This is a genomic window from Spirosoma sordidisoli, from assembly GCF_004138325.1.
In the GTDB taxonomy this organism is placed as follows: Bacteria; Bacteroidota; Bacteroidia; order Cytophagales; family Spirosomataceae; genus Spirosoma; species Spirosoma sordidisoli.
Window position 1 is genome coordinate 201,963 of sequence record NZ_SBLB01000005.1, and the last position, 19,423, is coordinate 221,385.

General features: G+C 57.0%; 13 protein-coding genes. 4 read left to right on the forward strand and 9 right to left on the reverse strand.

Annotation, left to right across the window (positions count from 1 at the left end):
- Positions 1–219: 219 nt before the first annotated feature.
- From EQG79_RS18810 to pbpC, 3 genes are all read right to left on the reverse strand, one after another.
- Positions 220–5,736 carry an alpha-2-macroglobulin family protein gene (locus EQG79_RS18810; protein ID WP_129603183.1) on the reverse strand — a complete coding sequence of 1,839 codons (5,517 nt, stop codon included), beginning with the start codon at positions 5,734–5,736 and terminating at the stop codon, positions 220–222.
- A gap of 117 nt (positions 5,737–5,853) precedes the next feature.
- Positions 5,854–6,291 carry a nuclear transport factor 2 family protein gene (locus EQG79_RS18815; protein ID WP_077923084.1) on the reverse strand — a complete coding sequence of 146 codons (438 nt, stop codon included), beginning with the start codon at positions 6,289–6,291 and terminating at the stop codon, positions 5,854–5,856.
- A 67-nt stretch (positions 6,292–6,358) separates the two neighbouring features.
- A complete protein-coding gene (gene pbpC / locus EQG79_RS18820; RefSeq protein WP_129603185.1) occupies positions 6,359–8,734 on the reverse strand; it encodes a penicillin-binding protein 1C in 2,376 nt (791 codons plus the stop codon).
- A 39-nt stretch (positions 8,735–8,773) separates the two neighbouring features.
- Between pbpC and EQG79_RS18825 the strand changes: the two genes are divergently transcribed.
- Positions 8,774–10,168, forward strand: coding sequence for an MBL fold metallo-hydrolase RNA specificity domain-containing protein (locus EQG79_RS18825; protein WP_129603187.1), 1,395 nt, complete (start codon positions 8,774–8,776; stop codon positions 10,166–10,168).
- Positions 10,169–10,242: 74 nt separating this feature from the next.
- Here the strand turns inward: EQG79_RS18825 and EQG79_RS18830 are convergent, their stop codons facing one another.
- Positions 10,243–10,446: a hypothetical protein gene (locus EQG79_RS18830; protein WP_077923087.1), complete on the reverse strand. Its 204-nt coding sequence runs from the start codon at positions 10,444–10,446 to the stop codon at positions 10,243–10,245.
- Between the two features lie 219 nt (positions 10,447–10,665).
- On the opposite strand from EQG79_RS18830, the gene EQG79_RS18835 reads away from it, so the two are divergent.
- Together EQG79_RS18835 and aroC are read left to right on the forward strand one after the other, a co-directional pair.
- The gene (locus tag EQG79_RS18835) at positions 10,666–11,985 is read left to right on the forward strand and encodes a BatD family protein (RefSeq protein ID WP_236648863.1); all 1,320 of its coding nucleotides are present in this window, start codon (positions 10,666–10,668) and stop codon (positions 11,983–11,985) included.
- A complete protein-coding gene (gene aroC / locus EQG79_RS18840) occupies positions 11,982–13,061 on the forward strand; it encodes a chorismate synthase (RefSeq protein WP_077923089.1) in 1,080 nt (359 codons plus the stop codon). Before EQG79_RS18835 ends, aroC begins: the two co-directional genes overlap by 4 nt.
- Positions 13,062–13,079: 18 nt before the next feature.
- Here the strand turns inward: aroC and EQG79_RS18845 are convergent, their stop codons facing one another.
- On the reverse strand, positions 13,080–13,286 hold the full coding sequence (locus EQG79_RS18845; protein WP_077923090.1) for a hypothetical protein: 207 nt from the start codon (positions 13,284–13,286) through the stop codon (positions 13,080–13,082).
- Between the two features lie 45 nt (positions 13,287–13,331).
- Here EQG79_RS18845 and EQG79_RS18850 point away from each other — a divergent pair, with 45 nt between their 5' ends.
- Positions 13,332–14,312, forward strand: a complete 981-nt coding sequence (locus tag EQG79_RS18850; RefSeq protein WP_240699391.1) for an FAD:protein FMN transferase — start codon at positions 13,332–13,334, stop codon at positions 14,310–14,312.
- On the opposite strand, the gene EQG79_RS18855 is transcribed toward EQG79_RS18850, so the two are convergent.
- The 4 genes from EQG79_RS18855 to EQG79_RS18865 all read right to left on the reverse strand — a co-directional run bounded on the left by EQG79_RS18855 (position 14,305) and on the right by EQG79_RS18865 (position 18,925).
- Positions 14,305–15,525, reverse strand: a complete 1,221-nt coding sequence (locus EQG79_RS18855) for a sensor histidine kinase (protein ID WP_165358924.1) — start codon at positions 15,523–15,525, stop codon at positions 14,305–14,307. The genes EQG79_RS18850 and EQG79_RS18855 overlap by 8 nt on opposite strands.
- A complete protein-coding gene (locus EQG79_RS31060; protein WP_165358925.1) occupies positions 15,473–15,982 on the reverse strand; it encodes a hypothetical protein in 510 nt (169 codons plus the stop codon). The genes EQG79_RS18855 and EQG79_RS31060 overlap by 53 nt, the downstream gene beginning before the upstream one ends.
- Positions 15,983–16,079: 97 nt before the next feature.
- On the reverse strand, positions 16,080–18,152 hold the full coding sequence (locus EQG79_RS18860; RefSeq protein WP_077923092.1) for an ATP-binding protein: 2,073 nt from the start codon (positions 18,150–18,152) through the stop codon (positions 16,080–16,082).
- Positions 18,153–18,187: 35 nt separating this feature from the next.
- On the reverse strand, positions 18,188–18,925 hold the full coding sequence (locus EQG79_RS18865) for a LytR/AlgR family response regulator transcription factor (protein WP_077923093.1): 738 nt from the start codon (positions 18,923–18,925) through the stop codon (positions 18,188–18,190).
- Positions 18,926–19,423: the final 498 nt, after the last annotated feature.

Here is a 19,423-nt window from a genome sequence, read left to right on the forward strand (position 1 = left end):
CGTTGAGTTTTGTTGGTAAGATCAGTCTGCACAGGTCAAAAAACATACCAACCCGCTTGCAGACCTATAAACCCTGACACATACGTAAATGTTAGGATTTTTCTCTACGGTAACCGTAGAGTATAGTCCCGTGGCATCACACGTACCCGGGGGATGCCGGTTGTGTTCGGTAGCCCCCGGATCAGGATACAAACAAGGGTTCCGTCAACTGGAAAGCGCTTACCTGATTGTTATTGTACCCGCCCCGTTATAGCTCCGATACTCGTGGTTATACATGGCATCTGCCGAAACCGGACCCACCACAAACCGACCTTTCGACACGGCGCGGGCGAGGTAGTAGAAAACCTGTTCGGTACCGGTTGCTTTTGTGTAAAAGTTGATGCGGTCGTCGCGCAGGTCGAAATGCTGCGGGGTGCTGGCTCCTTTGACCCAGCTCAGATCGCGCTGTTCGGTCAAACGCGGGTTTTCTACCTCCAGCCCGGCCGGCAGCAGGTCGGTCACAACTACATTGTCGACGGCCAGCCCGCTGGTACTCGCTACCGATACCCGCACAACAACCAGATCGTTCTGCCGGGCTTCGCTGATGGGGGCGCCGTCGCGGTTCAGATAGGTCCGCCGAACCCGCAGGCCGTTATCTTCTTCGGTTACCTGCCCCGAGGCCGGTACGCCTTCGCTGGCCGCGAAGTAGTATACGTTGCCGGTACCTTTGGCGTTCAGGCTGATCGGCTGACCAACCGGTACCCGTTTGAGGTTCAGGTAGTCGGCAGCCAACGTGCCCAGCGAGTTACCCCCTGCCGATACGGTAGCCGTGGCGGTACTGCCCGCGTTCTGCCGGGCCAGCTTGCCGAGCGCCAGAAAAGCAAAGGCCGCTTCCTGAGTATTCAGATACTGACTCTGGCGGAGGGCCGTTGTCAGCTGCCGGGCCAGGGCCGGAATCTGAAGGTTATCCCGATCCGTAGCTACGAGGGCATCGAGCGACAGGGCCAGATTGCGCAGGGGTGATGCGTAACTGCCACCGGTTTCGCGGCCGGTCATGGTATCCGTATAGCGTTTGGGCAACAGAGCCGCAGCCGATCGGGTGTCGCCGGTACGAACGAAGGCCGAAGCCAGCAGGTAACGGCTGTCGGTGGTAAGGGCAGCTGCATTCTGTTTATGGTAGTTCATGGCCGACCGGTTGGGCTTGCCAGCCAGCGCCAGTACGTACAGGCTGTACAAACTGGTTCGGCTGGTCACCGACCGAACCGTCCGGCCGCCGGTTTCATCGTAGGCTACCTGCTCTTCTTTGGCCGGCTGGTTGGCCAGGTTGGTGAGGTAGTCGATCGCTTTACTGGTCACTGCCGGCGAAACTTCGTAACCCGCCTGACTTGCTTCGACCAGAAAATGCAGCGCGTAGGCCGTAGCCCAGGCGTCTACGCTGGTGCCTTCCATCCCGGGCCACATCGAAAACCCACCGCTGGCGGCCTGTAAACTCCCAATCTTCTGGATGGCCTGCTGCACGTTGGTGGCCGGGTTCAGGTCGCTGTCGCCGGTGCGGACAAAATAGGTGTTGGTTGCCACCTGCCTGGTCAGGTCAGCGAAGTAAAGCTGCGGAAACGCTTTTGAAATGGTTTGCTCCAGACAACCGTGTGGGTAGCCTAGCAGGAACGATAGCTCACGGCCGTACTGCGCCACCGGCGATCGGCTGAGGGTCAGGCTGGCCCGGGCGGTACCGGGCAGAAAACCATTGCCTGCTAGGTTGATGGTGGCTGATTTCCCGGCCGCTACGGCACCCGAAGCAGTAGTTTTTTGCAGAGAAGCGCCCGGCCGCACGGTGATGTCGGTTTTCTCGGTAAAGGTTTCTCCGCGCAACGACGCCCCCACACCCGTAACGGTAATCGTTACGGCTCCGGCACCTATGGCTTGTTTGGCCGCGATTCCGAACGTCAGCCGGCTCTCGCGACCCGGCGCAATGGTTAGTTTTCGGGTGGTGAGGCTGTCGGCTGAGAGTGGGCCGCTCAGGCCGAGCCGGGCCGTTACGACGGCGGCCTGCGTGGTCGTGTTGCTGAGGTTGACCGACAGGTCGAGCTGATCGCCGGGGGTCAGAAAGCGCGGTAAGCCGGTGCTGATAACGATCGGGTCGGCCACTTTCATATTCGTGTTGGCCGAGCCAAAGGCGTTGTCTTTGTACGCTACGGCCATTACCCGCAGATCGCCCGAAAACTGGGGGACATCGACCGTAAACTCGGCTTCGCCGTCGAGGCCGGTTTCCAGAATGCCGCTCCAGAGCGCTACCAGCCTGACCCTGCCGTTGCTGAGCGGGTTGACCCGCCGTTCGAGATCGTAACCATCGCCCCCTACGCTCGATGCCGAGCGCAGCGATAGTTCAGGGTAGAGCAGGGCGTACAGGTCGTGGCTGCTGACTTCGAGGGCGCGTTTCTGGTAGAAGAACCCGTGCGGATCGGGGGTTTTGAAGTTTTTCAGCTGCAGGATGCCTTCGTCCACAACGGCGACCGTTACCTGTGCGTTGCGGGCTGTTTTGATGCGGATGGTCTGCTTCGTTTTGGAGCGCGACTGGGTAGCGGCCGTAATCGCAACAGGCAGCTGGGTGCTGTTGTCCGTTACGGGTATCGGCGCAAAACCGTGGGCTACGGTGAGCGGTAGGTTCGTGTTGTCCATGGCCCGGATCAGCGTGGCCGTTACGTACACATTCGGGAGGTGGTCGGCACCAACCGCGAAGCTCCACTCGGCCGACTTGTTGTTGGTCGTCAGCCACTGCTGCTCCATGACCCGGTTGCGCTCGATGGTTACCAGCAGCTTCCCGTCGAAGGGGGCTTTGAACAGAATTTTGGCTTTGTCGCCGGTCTGGTAGGCGGGTTTGTCGAGGGTCATCAGCACCTGCCCTTCCTGACTGACCTCAAACGACGAAGCCGAGGTGCTGCCGTAACCGTAGGCGTAGACCGGCGTGGCTGCGTACCCGCTGGCCGACGCACCCGGGCGCCGGACCCGGATTTCGTACTCGCCCGATACCGTTGGCACGTAGCGGAACGAGGCTTTGCCCCCTTTGAAGAGCAGGGTGTTGGTATAGACCGTTTTCTCGCGCTTTTTGGTCGTGTATTTGATCTGGTCGTTTTCCTGTTTTTCGATTACGGTCTGGTAGTCGAACCGAACGACCTCCACGCTGGCCGATGCCGACGGGCGCAGCGAACCGCTGGCATCGACCGCTACCAGTTCGGCGGCCAGGGGAGAGTTGGTCGTTACGTACGAGTCGGCCAGGCGTATGCCGAAGAGAACCGGCTGGGTCTGTACCTCGAAACGCCGAAGCCGGTTTACGGGTCGCCCGTTTTCGTCGAATACCGTTACGAAGAGCTTACCCTCCAGCAGGCCAATGTCCTGGTAGGTGGCCGGAATCTGGAAGCGTTCGGTGGCCTGCCCGTTGGCGTTGGTTTTGCCCTGCCGTACCTCTTTCGGAAAGGTGCCGGGCGCCCCCGCCTGCCCGCTGGGAATGGCAAACGAATAGTCCTCGAAGCCTTTGGGCGCGAAGGTTTTTCGTTTGAGCTGAAATTCCATTTCGTACGACCGGTCGCTGGCGGGCGGGCCAAACAGGTTCATAGCCGTGGCCGACAGGGTGATGGTCTGGCCCGATTGATACCTGGTGCGGTCGGTCAGCACGTCGACTTTGATGCGGTCGGGTACAAACTCTTCGACGCTGATGGGCTGGGCGGTCAGCAGTACGTTGTTGGCGTTCAGGATTTCGATGGTATAGCTGCCCGTAACGGCGGCCGGGTCGAGGGGGATGTCGGTCGACACCGCGCCCTGGGCATTGGTTGTTTTGCGGAACGCCCGTACCTCGCGGCCATTGGGCGCCAGCAGCCGGATCAGCACCGGAATCTCGCCCACGCTCTGCCACGCCAGCGACCGAACCAGGGTATTGATATGAATCGTTTCGCCGGGGCGGTAGATGTCGCGGTCGCCGTAGACGAAGGCGTCGAAACCCGAGGGGTTATCACGTTTGCCTTCTACTTCGAAGCGTGATGTTTCTACCTGGGCGTCGGGCAGGAAGAGGAAATTGAAGTCGCCCCCGTCGGTTGCTTTGCTGTCGGTTCGGGCGGTGATCATCCGGATCGTGAAGCCGGGGGCTTTCTCGTATACTTTCTCGAAGCGGGCAAAGCCGCTGCCGTCGGTGGTGAGTGTATAGACCGACTGGTTGTTGCTGCTGACGAGGGTTACTTCTACATTCTGCAGCGGTTCGGCCGTTCGGATGGAGTTGGCCCAGACCAGCACGTCGGTATCGGTCTGGTGAGCGACCAGGCCAATATCCGATACCGAAACCAGCTGCGTGCTTTGCAGATAGGCTTCGTCTTTGGAGCCGACCGATACCAGATAAACACCCTTGAAGTTGTTGTTCTGATCGGGCAGGGCAATGTTGAGCGCCGAAACGCCCCGCACCTTAGGCAGGTCTTCGGTGTCGACGGTTTTGCTGACCAGCACCTGGCTGAGGTCGTTTTCGTCATCGCCGTTGTAGCTGTAGCTGCCGGTTGGGCCCCAGGAGCCATCGCCTTTCTCGGCGTACTGTTCGTAGCGGTACGACCGGAAATAGTTGAGCAGGTTATTCTCGTACAGTTTGGCAATTTTGACCTGCACCTTCGGCACGTTGACGATGTTCAGCCCAACGTTTCGCGACCCTTTCGAGGATAAATACAGGGCTTTCTGACTGGCGAACGCAATGCTGGCGGGCATCTTCCCGAAAAACAGATCTTTGGTAACGGGCTCGCTGAGTCGGGTGCCCAGGGTACCGCGGATCTGATCGGTCAGCGTCAGTACATAGGTGTCGGTTTCGGTAAAATTACCCCGGATGATGAAGCCGTTCTCGGTCAGTTCGGCCGTTGTTTCGACCTGTGGCTGAATGGTGTAGTACTGGCTCAGCCCGCCCGAGCCCGCATCGGCCGGTTGCAGCTCCTGGGTGGTGATAACCCGAACAACCCCCGCTGGGCCGCCCGTTCGGCTGGCTTCGAAACGCGTCTGAACATCTACCACGTCAACGCTGGTCTGGGCAGGTAACGAGGCCGTTTCGTCAATAACATCCTTACTGACATAAGCCGTGTTGGCTACTTTCAGCCCCTTGTCGATTTTCAGTTGAAGCGGCTGCTCGTTCCGGACGGCGGGCGCGTTCATGAGGGTCATAACAACGCTGCTGCCGGCCTCGCTGGCGCTGAGCTGCGTCGGGAGGCCTTTGTCGTCGGTGCTGACGGTTACTTTACCGGCTACTTCGCCCGCACTGATGGGGTAGTTGAAGTTCAGCCGGGTACGGGCAACGGGCTGTCCGGTTTCGCGCGCTTTGGCCCACCAGGTTTCGGTGCTGGTCAGTTGCAGATAGGGCGTGTGAAAAGCGATTTCTTCGCTCGAAACCTTCATGTCCCTGTCGGTTGCCTGGTTCAGCAGTTGGTCGGTCAGTTCGGCCCGGTAGTCGGTGGCCGCATCGAAGGCGGTAGCGGGTGAGAAGATCAGTTCGTTGGGAGCCACCCACTTGAACTTACCCCGAACGGCCGGAATGAACCGTACGTACTGGGTCGAGTCCCATTCGTCGAGCGCGGCCGCGGGACCAACGTTTTTATTGAAGGTAAACGTCAGGTTCTGCGTCTGCTGTACTTCATCGTCGAAGTTGCGGCCCACTACGCTGACCTCGTTGAACGAAAGCCGGGCGCACTGGAAAAGAAGAAGACAGAAGAAAGGAACGGGGAGTAACCGACGGATTTTCATGGGGTCAGGACAGGAGTACGATAGGGAACGAAAAAACCCACTCTAACTACGCGGAGTGGGTACTGAATTCAAAGAAGTTGCCGCAGGTATTGAGTGATCGGCAACCAGAGATAGTCGCTATTTGGTGGCCGTAAACTGAACGTTGGCAATTTTCCAGGTCGATCCCTGCTTCACGCTCATGACCGAGAAAGAGACAGTATTCTCGAAGTTCTGCCCCTGAATGCTGCCTTTGGCTTTCCAGCTGCCGGTCGTTACGGCCGCGTCGCTGTTGTACTGGCGGGTCCGGGCGTTGGATAGCGTACCGGTTTCGATGATGACATACCCCCCGCCCACGCCCTGGGCCAGCAGATCGCCGTCTACCGTTGCGCCGTCGAAGCTGGTAATGGTAAAATCGGACGTCATGTATTTGCTGATGGTACCATCTTCGTCGAGCATGGCTTTGAAGAACGCGTTGGTCAGGGCTGTTGGGTCCTGCGAGGGGTCGGTAGGGGTGGTCTGGGCAAAGGCAGCGCTTGTCAGTAGCAGCGCCAGTAGAACGGATAAAAGGGGTTTCATAGGAGTATGTTGGCTTTTAAGGTGGAAAAGTGTGAAGAATTTGTGGAAACGCAAAATGAACAAATCCTCACTCGGCCCTGACCAGGATGCGCAGGTCGGTATGTCGGCCGCGGTCGTCGGCGCAGGAAATTTTCAGCGCACCCGGCCGGGGTTTGAAAAACACGGCTTCCTGCGGACTGGCTTTGCGGTACAGTTTATCATTCAGGTACCAGAAAACGGTTTCCACATCGTTGGGGGCCTGACAGCTTAGCTCGAGTTCGGCGGGCTGGCGGGGGTTGATATAATACTCACTGCCTTCGCTGGGGCTGGTAATCAGCGGACCACCCGACCCGAACACCCGCTCGCAGGCCGGATTGTGGGGTGGTATACGGGCCACCGGTATGCGCTGGGCCTGGTAGAAAGCCAGTACGTTCGGAGCCAGGTTGGGATACATCCGGCGAACGGCTCCGCTGTCGGGGCGGCAGTGGGCACAGTAGGCCAGCGTACCTGTCTGGTTGGTCCAGATGGGCTTGCGGTGCTGGCAATACCGGTGCCGCGACACCCCCATGAGGTAATAGTCGGTAATGGGGTTCAGGCAGGAGTCGCCGGGAATATCGCCGGTTTCGGGGCAGATCAGCCGCATGGCCAGCGTACGCGGTGGGCGTATCCAGCCGCTCGGGGCGTTGTAGTCCAGGGCGTTGAAGAGCTGAAACAGCAGCGGAGTGGCGGTGTTGGCCCCGCTCAGTTCAGCAACGCCCACCCCCGAGAAGTTACCGACCCACACGCCGATCGTATACCGCTGGTTGTAGCCGATACTCCAGGCGTCGCGCCGGCCGTAGCTGGTGCCGGTTTTCCAGGCAATCCGCGGCAGATGGTAGCTGTTGTCGAAGTTATTGGGCAGGTCGGGCCGGGTGATCTGGGTGAGCGTGTGGCCAATCAGGTAAGCTGCTTCGGCCGAGAGAATCCGCGATCCGGCCGTTTGCTGACCCGCAGCGGCCGGGGTGAGCCGCCCGTCGGTAACTACACCCCCGTTGGCGAAACCCGCATATAACCGGGTCATTTCATCGAGGGTAACGCCACAGCCGCCCAGAATCATCGACAGGCCAAGGTCGCGGGCCTGCTTCTTCACCGTCGAGAAGCCTGCTTTGCGCATGGTTGCTACCAGCGTCGATGTGCCGATGTCGTTCAGCAGCGCCACGGCCGGTATGTTGAGCGAATTGGCCAGCGCAAACTCGGCCGTAACGGGGCCGTTGAACCGCTGGTCGTAGTTGCTGGGGGCATACCCGCCAAAGTTGGTCGGCACGTCGGCCAGTTTGGTTTTGGGTGTGATCTGCCCCCCGTCGAAGGCCAGTCCGTACAGGAGCGGCTTGAGGGCGCTTCCCGGCGAACGTACTGCCCGCACCCCATCGACCTGCCCCCCGTCGAGGGTGTTGGCGAAGTCGGCCGAGCCGATGTAGGCTACCGTTTCGTGGGTTCGGTTGTCGAGTACCAGCACGGCCGCGTTATGAATATTCAGCGCCCGGATTCGGTTGGCGTAGTTCTGCACGAGCCGCTCCGCCGTGGCCTGGGCCGCCGGATGGAGGCTCGATCGAATGATAGGAACTTCCGGATACTCGGCCCGGAGCCGTCGCGCCAGATGCGGAGCCAGCTGGGGCGCGGCTCGCCGGTAGGCCGTAAGGGGTTCGGCCAGGGCGTCGGCAATGGTCGCGTCATCGTACAGACCCGCCGACCGGAAGCGGGCCAGCCAGCGGTTGCGCTCCTGCACGATCCGGGCGTTATTCTGACCGAGCCGCAAACTCGACGGGCGGTTCGGAATGATGGTCAGTGTAGTCAGTTCGGCCAGACTCAGCAGCGCGGGTGGCTTGCCGAAGTACAGCAGCGAGGCCGATTTGAGCCCTTCGATGTTGCCGCCGTAGGGAATCAGGTTCAGGTACAGTTGCAGAATCTCGTCTTTCGACAAACGAATTTCCAGCTGCACCGCCCTCAATAGCTCGATCAGCTTGCTGGCGTAGGTGCGCGGGCGGGGCTCGAGCAGCCGTACGGTCTGCATCGTGATGGTCGAAGCTCCGGAGGTGCGCCGGCCGTTGAGGAGGTTCCGCCCGGCCGCCCGCAGCAGGGATACCGGGTTGAACCCCGGGTGGTACCGGAAGTAAGTATCTTCCTTGAACAGGATGGCGTCGCGCAGGGCGGGCGTGATGTCGTTCAGCTCGGCGTACATACGCCACTTGTCATCGCGGCTCAGGAACGCGTGCAGAATCTGCCCGTCGCGGGCCGTAACCAGGGTGGCATACGGGACCGTAGTTCGGATCGGGAAGGCCAGGTCGAGCCCGGTAGCCAGCAGTCCGCCAGCCGCCACAACCCGAACCCAGGTGGGTTTGCCGATGCGTTTCAGCCAGGGGCTTGCTGTTTCCTGCACCCAACGGCGTAACTTAGGGCGTCGATCTGCTTCGTTAAGCCTTGACATATTCACGAAGAAAGATACCTAAACCCGGCTGTTCTGCCAATGACCATTCAATTTTTCGGTGCCGCCCGTACCGTGACGGGTAGCAAACATCTCATTACGACCGACCGTGGCGTGCAGATTCTGCTCGACTGCGGCTTGTTTCAGGGTATCAATACCGACGAGCTGAACCAGACCTTTGGCTTCGACCCGGCCCGCGTCGATTATATGGTCCTGTCGCACGCTCACATCGATCATACCGGCCTTATTCCCCGGCTCGTTAAGCAGGGGTTCCGGGGACCGATCTATACGACGGCCTCTACCATCGATCTCTGCAACGTGATGCTCATGGACAGCGCCCGCATTCAGGAGCGCGACCTGGACCGGGTCAACAAACGTCGGTCCCGGCGCGGTGAGCCCGAACTCGACGTCCTCTATGACGAGCAGGACGTTGAGCAGGCCCTCAGCCAGATGCAGCCGGTTCGGTACGGCCAGCCTTTTGCCATCGGCGATACCGTAACGGGCTTACTGACCGATGCGGCCCACCTGCTGGGCAGCGCGGCCGTAAGCCTGACCATCCGGGAGCAGGGCGCGGAAAAACGCCTGTTCTTCAGTGGCGACATTGGCCGTCCTGACGATAAAATCCTGCGTCGGCCCGATCCGTTTCCGCAGGCCGATTACATCCTCTGCGAATCGACCTACGGCGACCGGATTCACGAAGCTGAACCCGACATGAAAGCCCATCTGCTGCGTATTGTAGAGGATACCTGCGTAAAAAAACGGGGCAAACTTCTGATTCCGGCCTTCGCCGTTGACCGGACGCAGGAGTTGATTTACGCCCTCGACCAGCTATCGAGCGAAGGCCTGCTGCCGCGGCTGCCGGTCTACATCGATAGTCCCATGTCGGTAAAAGCAACCGAGGTCATGCGTGATCACGAAGACGATTTCAACCCCGAGATTCTGGCTTACATCAAGAAAGACGGCGATGCGTTTGAGTTTCCGAACCTGCATTACGTGTCGGACGTCAACGAATCCAAAGCCATCAACGACCAGCGGGAGCCGTGTATCATCATTGCACCCTCGGGCATGGCCGAAGCGGGGCGCATCAAACACCACATCAAAAATAACATTGAGAACCCGAACACGACCATTCTGCTGGTGGGGTACGCATCGCCCAGCAGCCTGGGTGGCGCGTTGAAACGGGGCGATGCTGAGGTAACGATCTTCGGCGAACGCTACCCCGTAAACGCGCGGGTTGAGGTGATGGACTCCTTTTCGGCCCATGGCGACTACCGGGAGATGCTCGACTTCCTGAGCTGCCAGGATCCGGCCCGGGTCAAAACCGTTTTTCTGGTCCATGGCGAGTATGACAAACAGCTGGTCTGGAAAGAAAAGCTCGAAGCCGCCGGATTTGCCGACGTGCAGATTCCCGACATGATGGATAAAGTCGATTTGTAAGACGCCGGGTAGACATAAAAAACCCCCGGCCTGGTGGCCGGGGGCTAAGAGCGGTCAGGAAAAAGAAAGAGTCGTCAGGTAAAGCGAACCCGGGCGAAGCAACGGTTCAGTACGGCGCGATAAACTTTGCCGAATTGGGCATAACACCAGCGTTTGAGCTGTTTTACTTCATCTGGAATCAGCATCTGAATGGCCTTCGCCAACTCTTTCTCGAACAGGGCTTTGTCAAAACTCACCTTCTGAAGGATAGTCTTGATGTACTCGAGCATGGAAAGCATACGTTTGAACGTTTTCTGGTTAGAGGAGCCGATGAATGAAAAAAGAGGTTTGTAGGTTCTTGGTACGCGTATCTAACTAAAAATGGAACGGCTTGTTCGCGAATTTGTTGCCCAAAAATAGCTATGTTCTTTGCAATATTCCGCAAATTTCTTGGATTATATTTTTGTTTACAAATAGTGTCGTTTGGGCAACAAATTGATAATGGAGCAGTTATAGAATTGGGCCAATCTAATTTTCCGATCGAACGGCCATTTGTCATTACGGTAAATATTCCCAACAGCGACACCCGGCCGGTACTGGCGTTTCCGGATATTGCGGGCTTTGTAAAAAAAGGAACCTCGGCCAGCGTAACCACGACCGAGGTGGGGGGTAAGTCCGTTACCAATCAGATCATTACCCAGAATTACCAGGCCCGTGCGCCCGGCCGCTATCGCCTGCCGCCGTTTGTGATTGTCATAAACGGTACGCCGGTTCGATCGGAGGGGGCGGAACTCGTGGTGTCGTCATCGCTCCAGACCCCGCCACCCGCGCCGGTAGTGCCTTCGGGCAACGCGGCTTTCCTCCAGCTCCAGACCAGCAAATCGGCGATCTACGCGGGCGAAGGGGTCGGCATGACACTGTCGTTTTTCGTAGCCGATAATTACCCCTACGAACTGAGCTTCACCGCGCTCGACAAGCAGCTCCAGACAATCGTCAAGCAGATCAGACCCGTTAACGCCTGGGAAGAGAACTGGAACATAACCGATCTGAAGCCCTCGCCCGTGCTGATAGCCGGAAAAAAATACCGGCAATATCAGTTGTACCGGGCCGAGTTTTTCCCGCTGGCCGTTCGGCCGCTGCGGATTCCGGCCGTTACCCTCCAGCTCACCCAGACCCGCCCGGCCACTACCCAGCCCGAGCCGGTTTCCTTTACCAGCCGACCCGTTACGGTAGCCGTGCGGGCGTTGCCGGTGCATCCGCTGCGGGGGCGCGTGCCGGTTGGTCTGTTTCGGCTCGAAGAAGAGCTGAGCCGACAGCGGGTTGGACTGGGGCAGAGCGTCCGCTATTCATTTGCCATAGCCGGTGAAGGCAACATAGCCACCCTGCCCAACCCGGTAACGACTGGTAACCCGACCGAGCTGGAGGTGTTTCCGCCCGAATCGCGGCACGTCATCAACCGGACCGGCGACCGGATTACGGGCCGAAAATCGTTCTCGTATTTTCTGGTACCCCACCGAAACGGGTCCGTTGCGCTGGCAAACCGATTTCAATGGATATATTTCGACCCGCAACGGGCCCGTTATGATACCCTGCGCTCCCGACTGCAGTTGCTGGTGGGCGGGCGGGCGTCGCTGAACACGACGGCCGATGCGGCTGCGGATACCCTCCCGGCTGATCAGCCGACGGATGCCAGCGGTGGGCGGTCGTTATACGCGGGCATCGATGCATTGGATAGTACAGAGCAACCCATTCAGGTCTCAGCGTTGATCAGGGCCATCGCCAACGTGTTGATTGTGCTGATGCTCCTGGGAATGATTTTTGTCTTTTTTAGAAAATGAGCAGTACCTACGGAACCCTATTTAAGATTTCTACTTTCGGCGAATCGCACGGACCCGCCATCGGCGTCGTTATCGACGGCTGCCCCGCTGGTTTGCCTTTCGACACCGATTTCATTCAGCACGAACTGGACCGGCGCAAACCCGGGCAGTCGCGCATCACGACCCAACGGCGCGAGGCCGATGAGTTCGAGGTGCTGTCGGGCGTGTTTGACGGACAGACGCAGGGAACGCCCATTGCGCTGATCATTCGCAATACCGACCAGCGGAGTAAAGACTACGGGCATATTGCCGAACAGTTCCGGCCGTCGCATGCCGACTACACCTACCAGACCAAATACGGCTCCCGCGATTATCGGGGGGGCGGTCGGTCGTCGGCCCGCGAAACGGCCGCCCGTGTAGCCGCCGGTGCGGTAGCCAAGCTGCTGCTCGCTCAGCAGGGCGTGCAGATCCAGGCGTACGTATCGCAGGTCGGTACGCTGAAACTCGATACGCCCTATCAGGAACTGACGCTGGCGCTGGCCGAAGAGAACGCGGTGCGCTGCCCCGATCCGGCGGTAGCGGAGCAGATGTTTCAGTACATCGACGAAACCCGGAAGCGGGGCGACTCGATCGGGGGCGTGGTCGACTGTGTGGTAACGGGCGTTCCGGCGGGCTGGGGCGAGCCGGTCTTCGACAAGCTCCATGCCGAACTGGGAAAAGCCATGCTCAGTATCAACGCCGTGAAAGGCTTTGAATACGGCAGCGGATTTGCCGGGGCCGCGCTATACGGTTCGCAGCATAACGACGAATTTTATACCGATGCCCAGGGCGCCGTACGGACCCGAACCAACCACTCGGGCGGGGTTCAGGGCGGAATCAGCAACGGCGAAGATATCTTCTTTAGGACGGCCTTCAAACCCGTTGCCACGATCATGCAGGACCAGGACAGCGTCGATGTACACGGTCAGCCGGTAACGGTATCCGGAAAAGGTCGGCATGATCCCTGCGTTGTGCCGCGGGCGGTTCCTATCGTTGAGTCGATGGCCGCGCTGGTACTGGCCGACATGATGCTCCGCAACAAAGCAGCCCGGGTGTAAAAAATCCGGGCGGGCGCGTTACTTTCTCCGGGAAAAAACGGCCTGCATCAGCACATAGCCCAGAAAGCCGAACCCGATGGCCTGCGCCGTAACGCCGATCGTGAGCAGGAGGCCGGTGGCTTCCCAGCCCGCGCTTTTGCCGTAGGCACCCAGTAACACCAGCAAAATGCCGACCAGCCAGAAGCCGGCGGCCAGTAGAATGAATTTATTGCGGATCGTGATCATGCGGCATCATAATTAGAGGTAAACGTAGCGTCATCCTACGACCTCATGTTAAAAATAATGGTTTTCCCGGTGCGGTTGTTTGGTTTGCTTGTTCTGTGTCTGGCTAATGTTGCGCTGGCCCAGCCAGTTCGTTCGGAGCGGTTTACGTTTCGGCGGGGGCTGATGGGTACGCAATTTACGCTTACGGTCTACGCGCCCGACAGCCTGACTGCACAACGCGCCAACGCGGCCGTGAGTGCCCGGATGGATACGCTCAACCAGGTGATGAGCGATTACCTCGACGGGTCGGAGATCAACCGGCTGTCCGGCACCAGTGGCTCGAACCAATGGGTTACCGTATCGGCTGATCTGTTTCGGGTGTTGTGGAAAGCCCGGCAGATTGCCCGGCTCTCTGGCGGGCGCTACGATCCTACCATCGGGCCACTGTCGCAGCTCTGGCGACGGGCCGTGCGGCAACGGGCGCTGCCGAACCGGGCTGAACGCCGGCGGGCGCGCCGGGCGGTGGGATATCGGTATCTGGAGCTGGACAGTGGACGTCGGGCGGTGCGCCTGACCCGATCCGGTATGCGACTCGATGTGGGCGGTATTGGGCAGGGGTTTGCCATCGACGAAGCCGCCGGGCTGCTGCGTCGGTTAGGCCTGCCCGCTTTCCTGCTCGATCTGGGGGGCGACGTGCTGGCGGGTGAGGGGCCGTGGCGGGTTGGATTCGACTCCACAACGATACGGTTGCACCGGGCCGCCATAACCACCTCCGGCGATCTGTACCGCCACTTCGACTACCACGGTCGGCGCTACTCCCACATCATGAACCCGCGTTCGGGGCTGGGCCTTCGGCAGTCGGTACGGGCTACCGTGCTGGCCTCCGACGGCTGGCGGGCCGATGCCCTCACGAAAGTATTCAGTGTAGCGGGGCTGCGTCGGAGTCGGCGGCTACTGAAACGGTTTCCCGATGCCGAGCTGTACCGGATCGATGTAAAGAACGGACGGCAGCGACACTGGCGTTCGGCCGGGTTTCCGGTCAGGTAGATTCTACCGGGTCAAGTTTGGGTATCGAATTTGATCGATTGGCAGACTTTTTGCTTTTATCCAGCATAAAGGAAATCGTTATGGTTGAGCCTTTTCCGGGTTCACTCTGAATGTGAAGGGTTCCTTGGTTGAGCCGCATGAATTCCCGACAGATTTGCAGGCCCAGCCCGGTTCCCCGTTCGCCCGATGTACCGCGGTTCTGAACGGCTGACTCGCGGGATTCCGTCTGGTTCGCGACGGGCATGCCGATGCCTGAATCCTGAACCGTCAGCCGGGCCTGTCCTTTATCGGACGAGGTTGATAGGCGAATAGTACCGCCCTGGGGGGTGAACTTAATGGCGTTATGAATCAGGTTCCGAACAACGATAGACAGCTGATGTTCGTCAACGGCAGCAGGAGCCGTATCGAGGTGGGTGGTTACCGTAAGTTGCTTACGCTGAATATCCGATACATATAATAACAATATGGGTTCCGCTATTTTCGACAGATCGAGCGAAATGGGGTTGGGCTTGATCCGTTCACGCTGTAGCATGGCCCAGTGGAGCAGATTATCGAGGGTAAGGTAAACACCATCGACGGATTGAGCCAGCTGATCGATACGTTGCTCAAACTGACCGGCCGAAGTATAGCCTGCTTTTACGGCCATGAGCTGCGTTTTCAATCCCGCTACCGGACTTCGCAAGTCATGACCGATGATAGCGAACAGGTTGTCTTTCATCGTATTCAACTCGCTGAGCGCCTGATTCTGGACCGCTATGGTTCGCTGAATCTGCATGGCCGTTTTTTTGACAGTATAGCTAACATAAGTAAGCGCTATAAATGTGGCCATACCGGTAATAAGCTGGCCCATTTCAAAGTGGAGATGTAGCTGTTGAAATGTAATTATCCTGGCCGTTAAATAACTGATAGCCAGTAAGGTGCACAGTGCGAGTGACGCTCTGCTATTGATCAGTATGATAGAGAAGATACCGATCATGATAAAGAGCAACTCAACGTGTACGTCGGCCTTATCCAGAAGCCGGACATAGATACCCCAGATGGTAGTAGCGTACATAGCGATGAGCAGGTACCAGGAAGCCAGCTGTACCTTGTGTTTGTAGGCCAGCCAGAGCGTAGGCACCAGAAAGGCAGGAACAGCAATCAGGTTGTACTGAGCCCGATCATACTGACCGTTTGCCATACTGACCGATACGATCAGTACGAGCAGTACCATGCCGTACCAGCCGATATGCAGCAGGGTTATCAGCCGGAGCTGGTCGACAGGAGATAAAGATGAAAAATTGCCGTTCAGCAGCATCCGTCGAGGAAGTCTGAATGGCCAGGGCATTGCCTGATTGAGTTGGTTTTGCATGTACAAAGAGTAACGTAAACGCCTTTCCCGACAGGGGGGTGTTGTTTAAGGTATAGTAGACGTTACCAGTGCCATTACGTAACTCATCTGAAACGGATTGGCCGGTATATACGCAAAAAGGCAGCCGCCCCCTGTCTCGAACAGCGGTCGGCATCCAGCTTGGGTAAAGGGCGTTTAAACGTTCAGCCAGCGCCATACCAGCCTTTCGCATAGCTGATTTTTCTAGTTCGCAATTTTTGTCGGCTCTGCTGTTTTTTTTGTGCTGCTCATTTTTGTCACGGCTGTTTTTTGTCATGCTGACCGGTGCGGCAGGAAGCATCCCGAATATTCACCCGTGAGATGTTTCCTGGATCAGCATGATAAAACCAGTACGATGAAAAGGCGGATTCGTTTATATGGCCAAACGTATAGGCTGACTACTGTAAAAAAGCAGATACTGTCGAAGTTGTCTGCTGACGCTCCCCAAACTCGACCGTTACCGTTGTGCCATGGCCGGGTTGGCTTTCGATATGCAGTTGCCCCTGGTTCAGCTGAACCAGCTCCCGGCAGATTTGTAGCCCCAGACCCGTGCCGCGCTCACCCGCCGTACCTCGCCTGTTGAGGTTCTGATCGGTCGGATTGAGCTGGTGACTGATTTCCATACCAACCCCTGAGTCTTTGATGATTAGTTTGGAGCGGTTGCTCTGGTATTGGGTAATAATATGGATAGACCCCCCTACGGGCGTGAACTTGATGGCGTTTTGAAGAATATTGCGTCCTACAATATGCAGCTGATGCTCATCAGCCCAAACCGGCGTTGCACTGTAGGCTGTTTGAAGGGTCAGGCGCTTGGCCATAATATCGGCGTCGTACAGCTGAACGACAGATTCTATGGTTTCGGCCAGGTCAACCTGTGTCAGAAAAGAGCGCATGCCTTTTCGCTGGAGCAGTGAGAAATGAAGCAGATTATCGAGCGTAGTATATACGCTGTCTACTTTCTGGCGCAACCCATCGATGCGTGATCTGAACTCTTTGGGAGAAATGAACCCTTCCTTGATACCGTTGAGCTGAGTTTTCAGGTTGGCGATAGGGCTGCGCAAGTCGTGACCGAGAATAGCGAACAGATTGTCTTTAATGGAATTGACTTCTTCCAGCTGCCGGGCTTTATCCTCAATGTCGGCTTTCTGGGCTGCGAGCAGCCGGGCAACGTTTTTCTCATGGAGGAAAACAATGAGCAACCCGCCCGCCAGCGTCAGCAAAAAGATTGTCAGCAGTATCAGCAGCGTCTGACGTTCCTGATGGGCCAATAAATCAGCCTGTTTACGGGCCAGCGAAACCTGGCGTAGAGAAGCGTCTTTTTGTAAAAGCTGAATGGTTTGTTCGTGCTGAGTTACCTGATATCTGGTTTCTACCCGGGCAATGGCTTCGGCTTTCTGAACGGTAAACAGACTGTCGTTGATAGTGTTTAGCTGACGCAGGTGAGTCACTGCGCTGGCATACATATGCTGGTCTTCTTCCAACAGGGCCAGCGTTTCTAAAGTCGACTGTATTTGTTTGAGGTGCCCTTTCTTCAAGGCAATCCGGTGAGCTTTACGGGCGTGAGCCAGGGCTGTACTCAGCTGGCCAAGCTGCCGATAGGCCAGTGCGTAGGTTTCGTAGGGTTCAGAAGCATCAGGGTTTGTGAGATTCTCACGGAGTGCTTTGTCGATATGGCGAATAGCCTCTCCGGATCGACGCTGTTTTACTAGATTCTTACCAAGCCGAATAGCTATTTCAGAAGTCTGAATGAAGTCACCCAGGGAAACTGTGTGGGCAAACGAGCGTTCGATATACGGGTACGCTTCAGCATACTGCCCGGTCTGTTCATAAATATCGGCAATGGTTAGCCCGGCCATGATGAGTTGGGCCTGCCGCCTGGGGTTTCGGGAATCAATCTGGCTAGCCAATTGATAAAATGAGTGGGCATACGTCAGGGCCATTTCTTTGTTCCTGGTGTCGAGATAAGCCGAGGTAAGCACATTGCTGGCATAGCACATCTGCACCGTGTCCTTGAGTTGCGTGGCCAGGCGTAGGGTTGCCGTTGCGGCTTCTATCGTTTTCTCATACATCCCCTGATCGCCATAGATGCAGGACAGCCGGTACAGTAACTTGATTCTCAGGCTGTCGGGTTTGTTTTTTTCGGATAAGCGCAGGCCCGTTTGTAAAGCTGACTGTGCTTCTGGATAGTTGGCTTTGCGTTTGTAGTAATAACCCAGATGCAGATACAGCGCGCTTTCCTGAAGGGATAACCCATGTTTGTGGGCCAGGCTGATGCCTTTCATTGCCATATAGTAAGCGCTGTCGGGCGTTACATGTTTAGAGTAAAGCTGAGCCAGTTCTATATAGAGTCGTATGCGTGCTGTATCATGCTGTGCTTTCGTCAGCTGATGGCGTAGTTGAGCAAGTCGGGACGACTGAGCCTGAGCTGTCTGAAGTACGAGCAGAGTGATGCCCGCAAGTAACATTTTCATGGTAGGGGAGAGGAGAGGTTATCTGTCGGGTCAGATCAGCTGATAGGAGCTGTAATGCCTGCCTGCTGCATGAACTGAAGTACGGCTGGCCGATAGGTGATACCGATCGGGATCTTGTACGACAATACATGCAACCGGTTTGTTTCCAGATTGCTTAGGTGCAACGAATTGATAATAAACGACTTATGGACGCGCAGGAATCGGTTGCGGGGTAATTCGTTCTGGAGTGTAGCCAGCCGCTGGTTGATAGCTACTGAACCCGTCAGGGTATGGACCTTGGTGTAGGCCCCATAGGCTTCTGCATAGACGATATCGTCGAGCACGAATCGGTTCAGTTTCCGGCCCGACTTAAAATAGATGTACTTGTCTTCGCGGGCGGCTGGCGCCTTGCTGGCTGGCTGGCTCTCGGCCGGCTGCAGCTGATTACCGAGCGCCCGGCGAACAGCACGCAGGAAGCGGGGATAGCTATAAGGCTTGGTAAGAAAATCCGCCACTGCATCGATATCAAAACACGCCACGGCTGGCTGGGTATGCGCGGTTGTCATCACAACCTGAGGAGGTTGCGGCAGGCAAGCCAGCAAATCGAGACCGTTCATATCCGGCAGGTCGTAATCCAGTAAAACGAGGTTGATCGGGATGGTATTGAGCAGCGAGAAAGCCTCCCTGGCCGTGCGGCAAATCAGGGGTGCATCGAAGAGCGTTGTTTTTGCCAGATACGTAGTGAGTTGATCAGAAAACGACGGATCGTCTTCAACGATTAGGCAGGAAAACATACATGAGTCAAGTTACGGGTACAACACATTGTGCTTATACCTGACAGGCATAAGCAAAAATCATGGCATATAATCAAAAAACTGGGTAAAAATACTCAAATACATATCACAAACTTTTAGGTACGTATATAAAAAAGCTGATTTCGTGTAAAAAAGGCCTAAAGTCAGCGTATGTCATTATTCGGTAGAATTAAGTCACTACAGTATGGCTCACTCGAATCAGGAAAATGGGCATTCATGATATAAAAAGATCATTCAGATAGAAAATCTGCACACACGTATGATTTGAGCGTTCGTTGGTCCCGGTTGGCAATAGTTTGGCTTATCCTGAGTATGCGAGGGGTCGGTGAGTTGCATGACTCACCGACCCCTGTTTATCAACATCATTTTACATACGTATCGATTTGCCAGATGCAGCAGCGCATACTGTAGGCGACCCCAGGAATGTTCATCTGTTCCGCGATTGGGAGCCGGGAGTGTTGCCGGCTGTTGATGGCT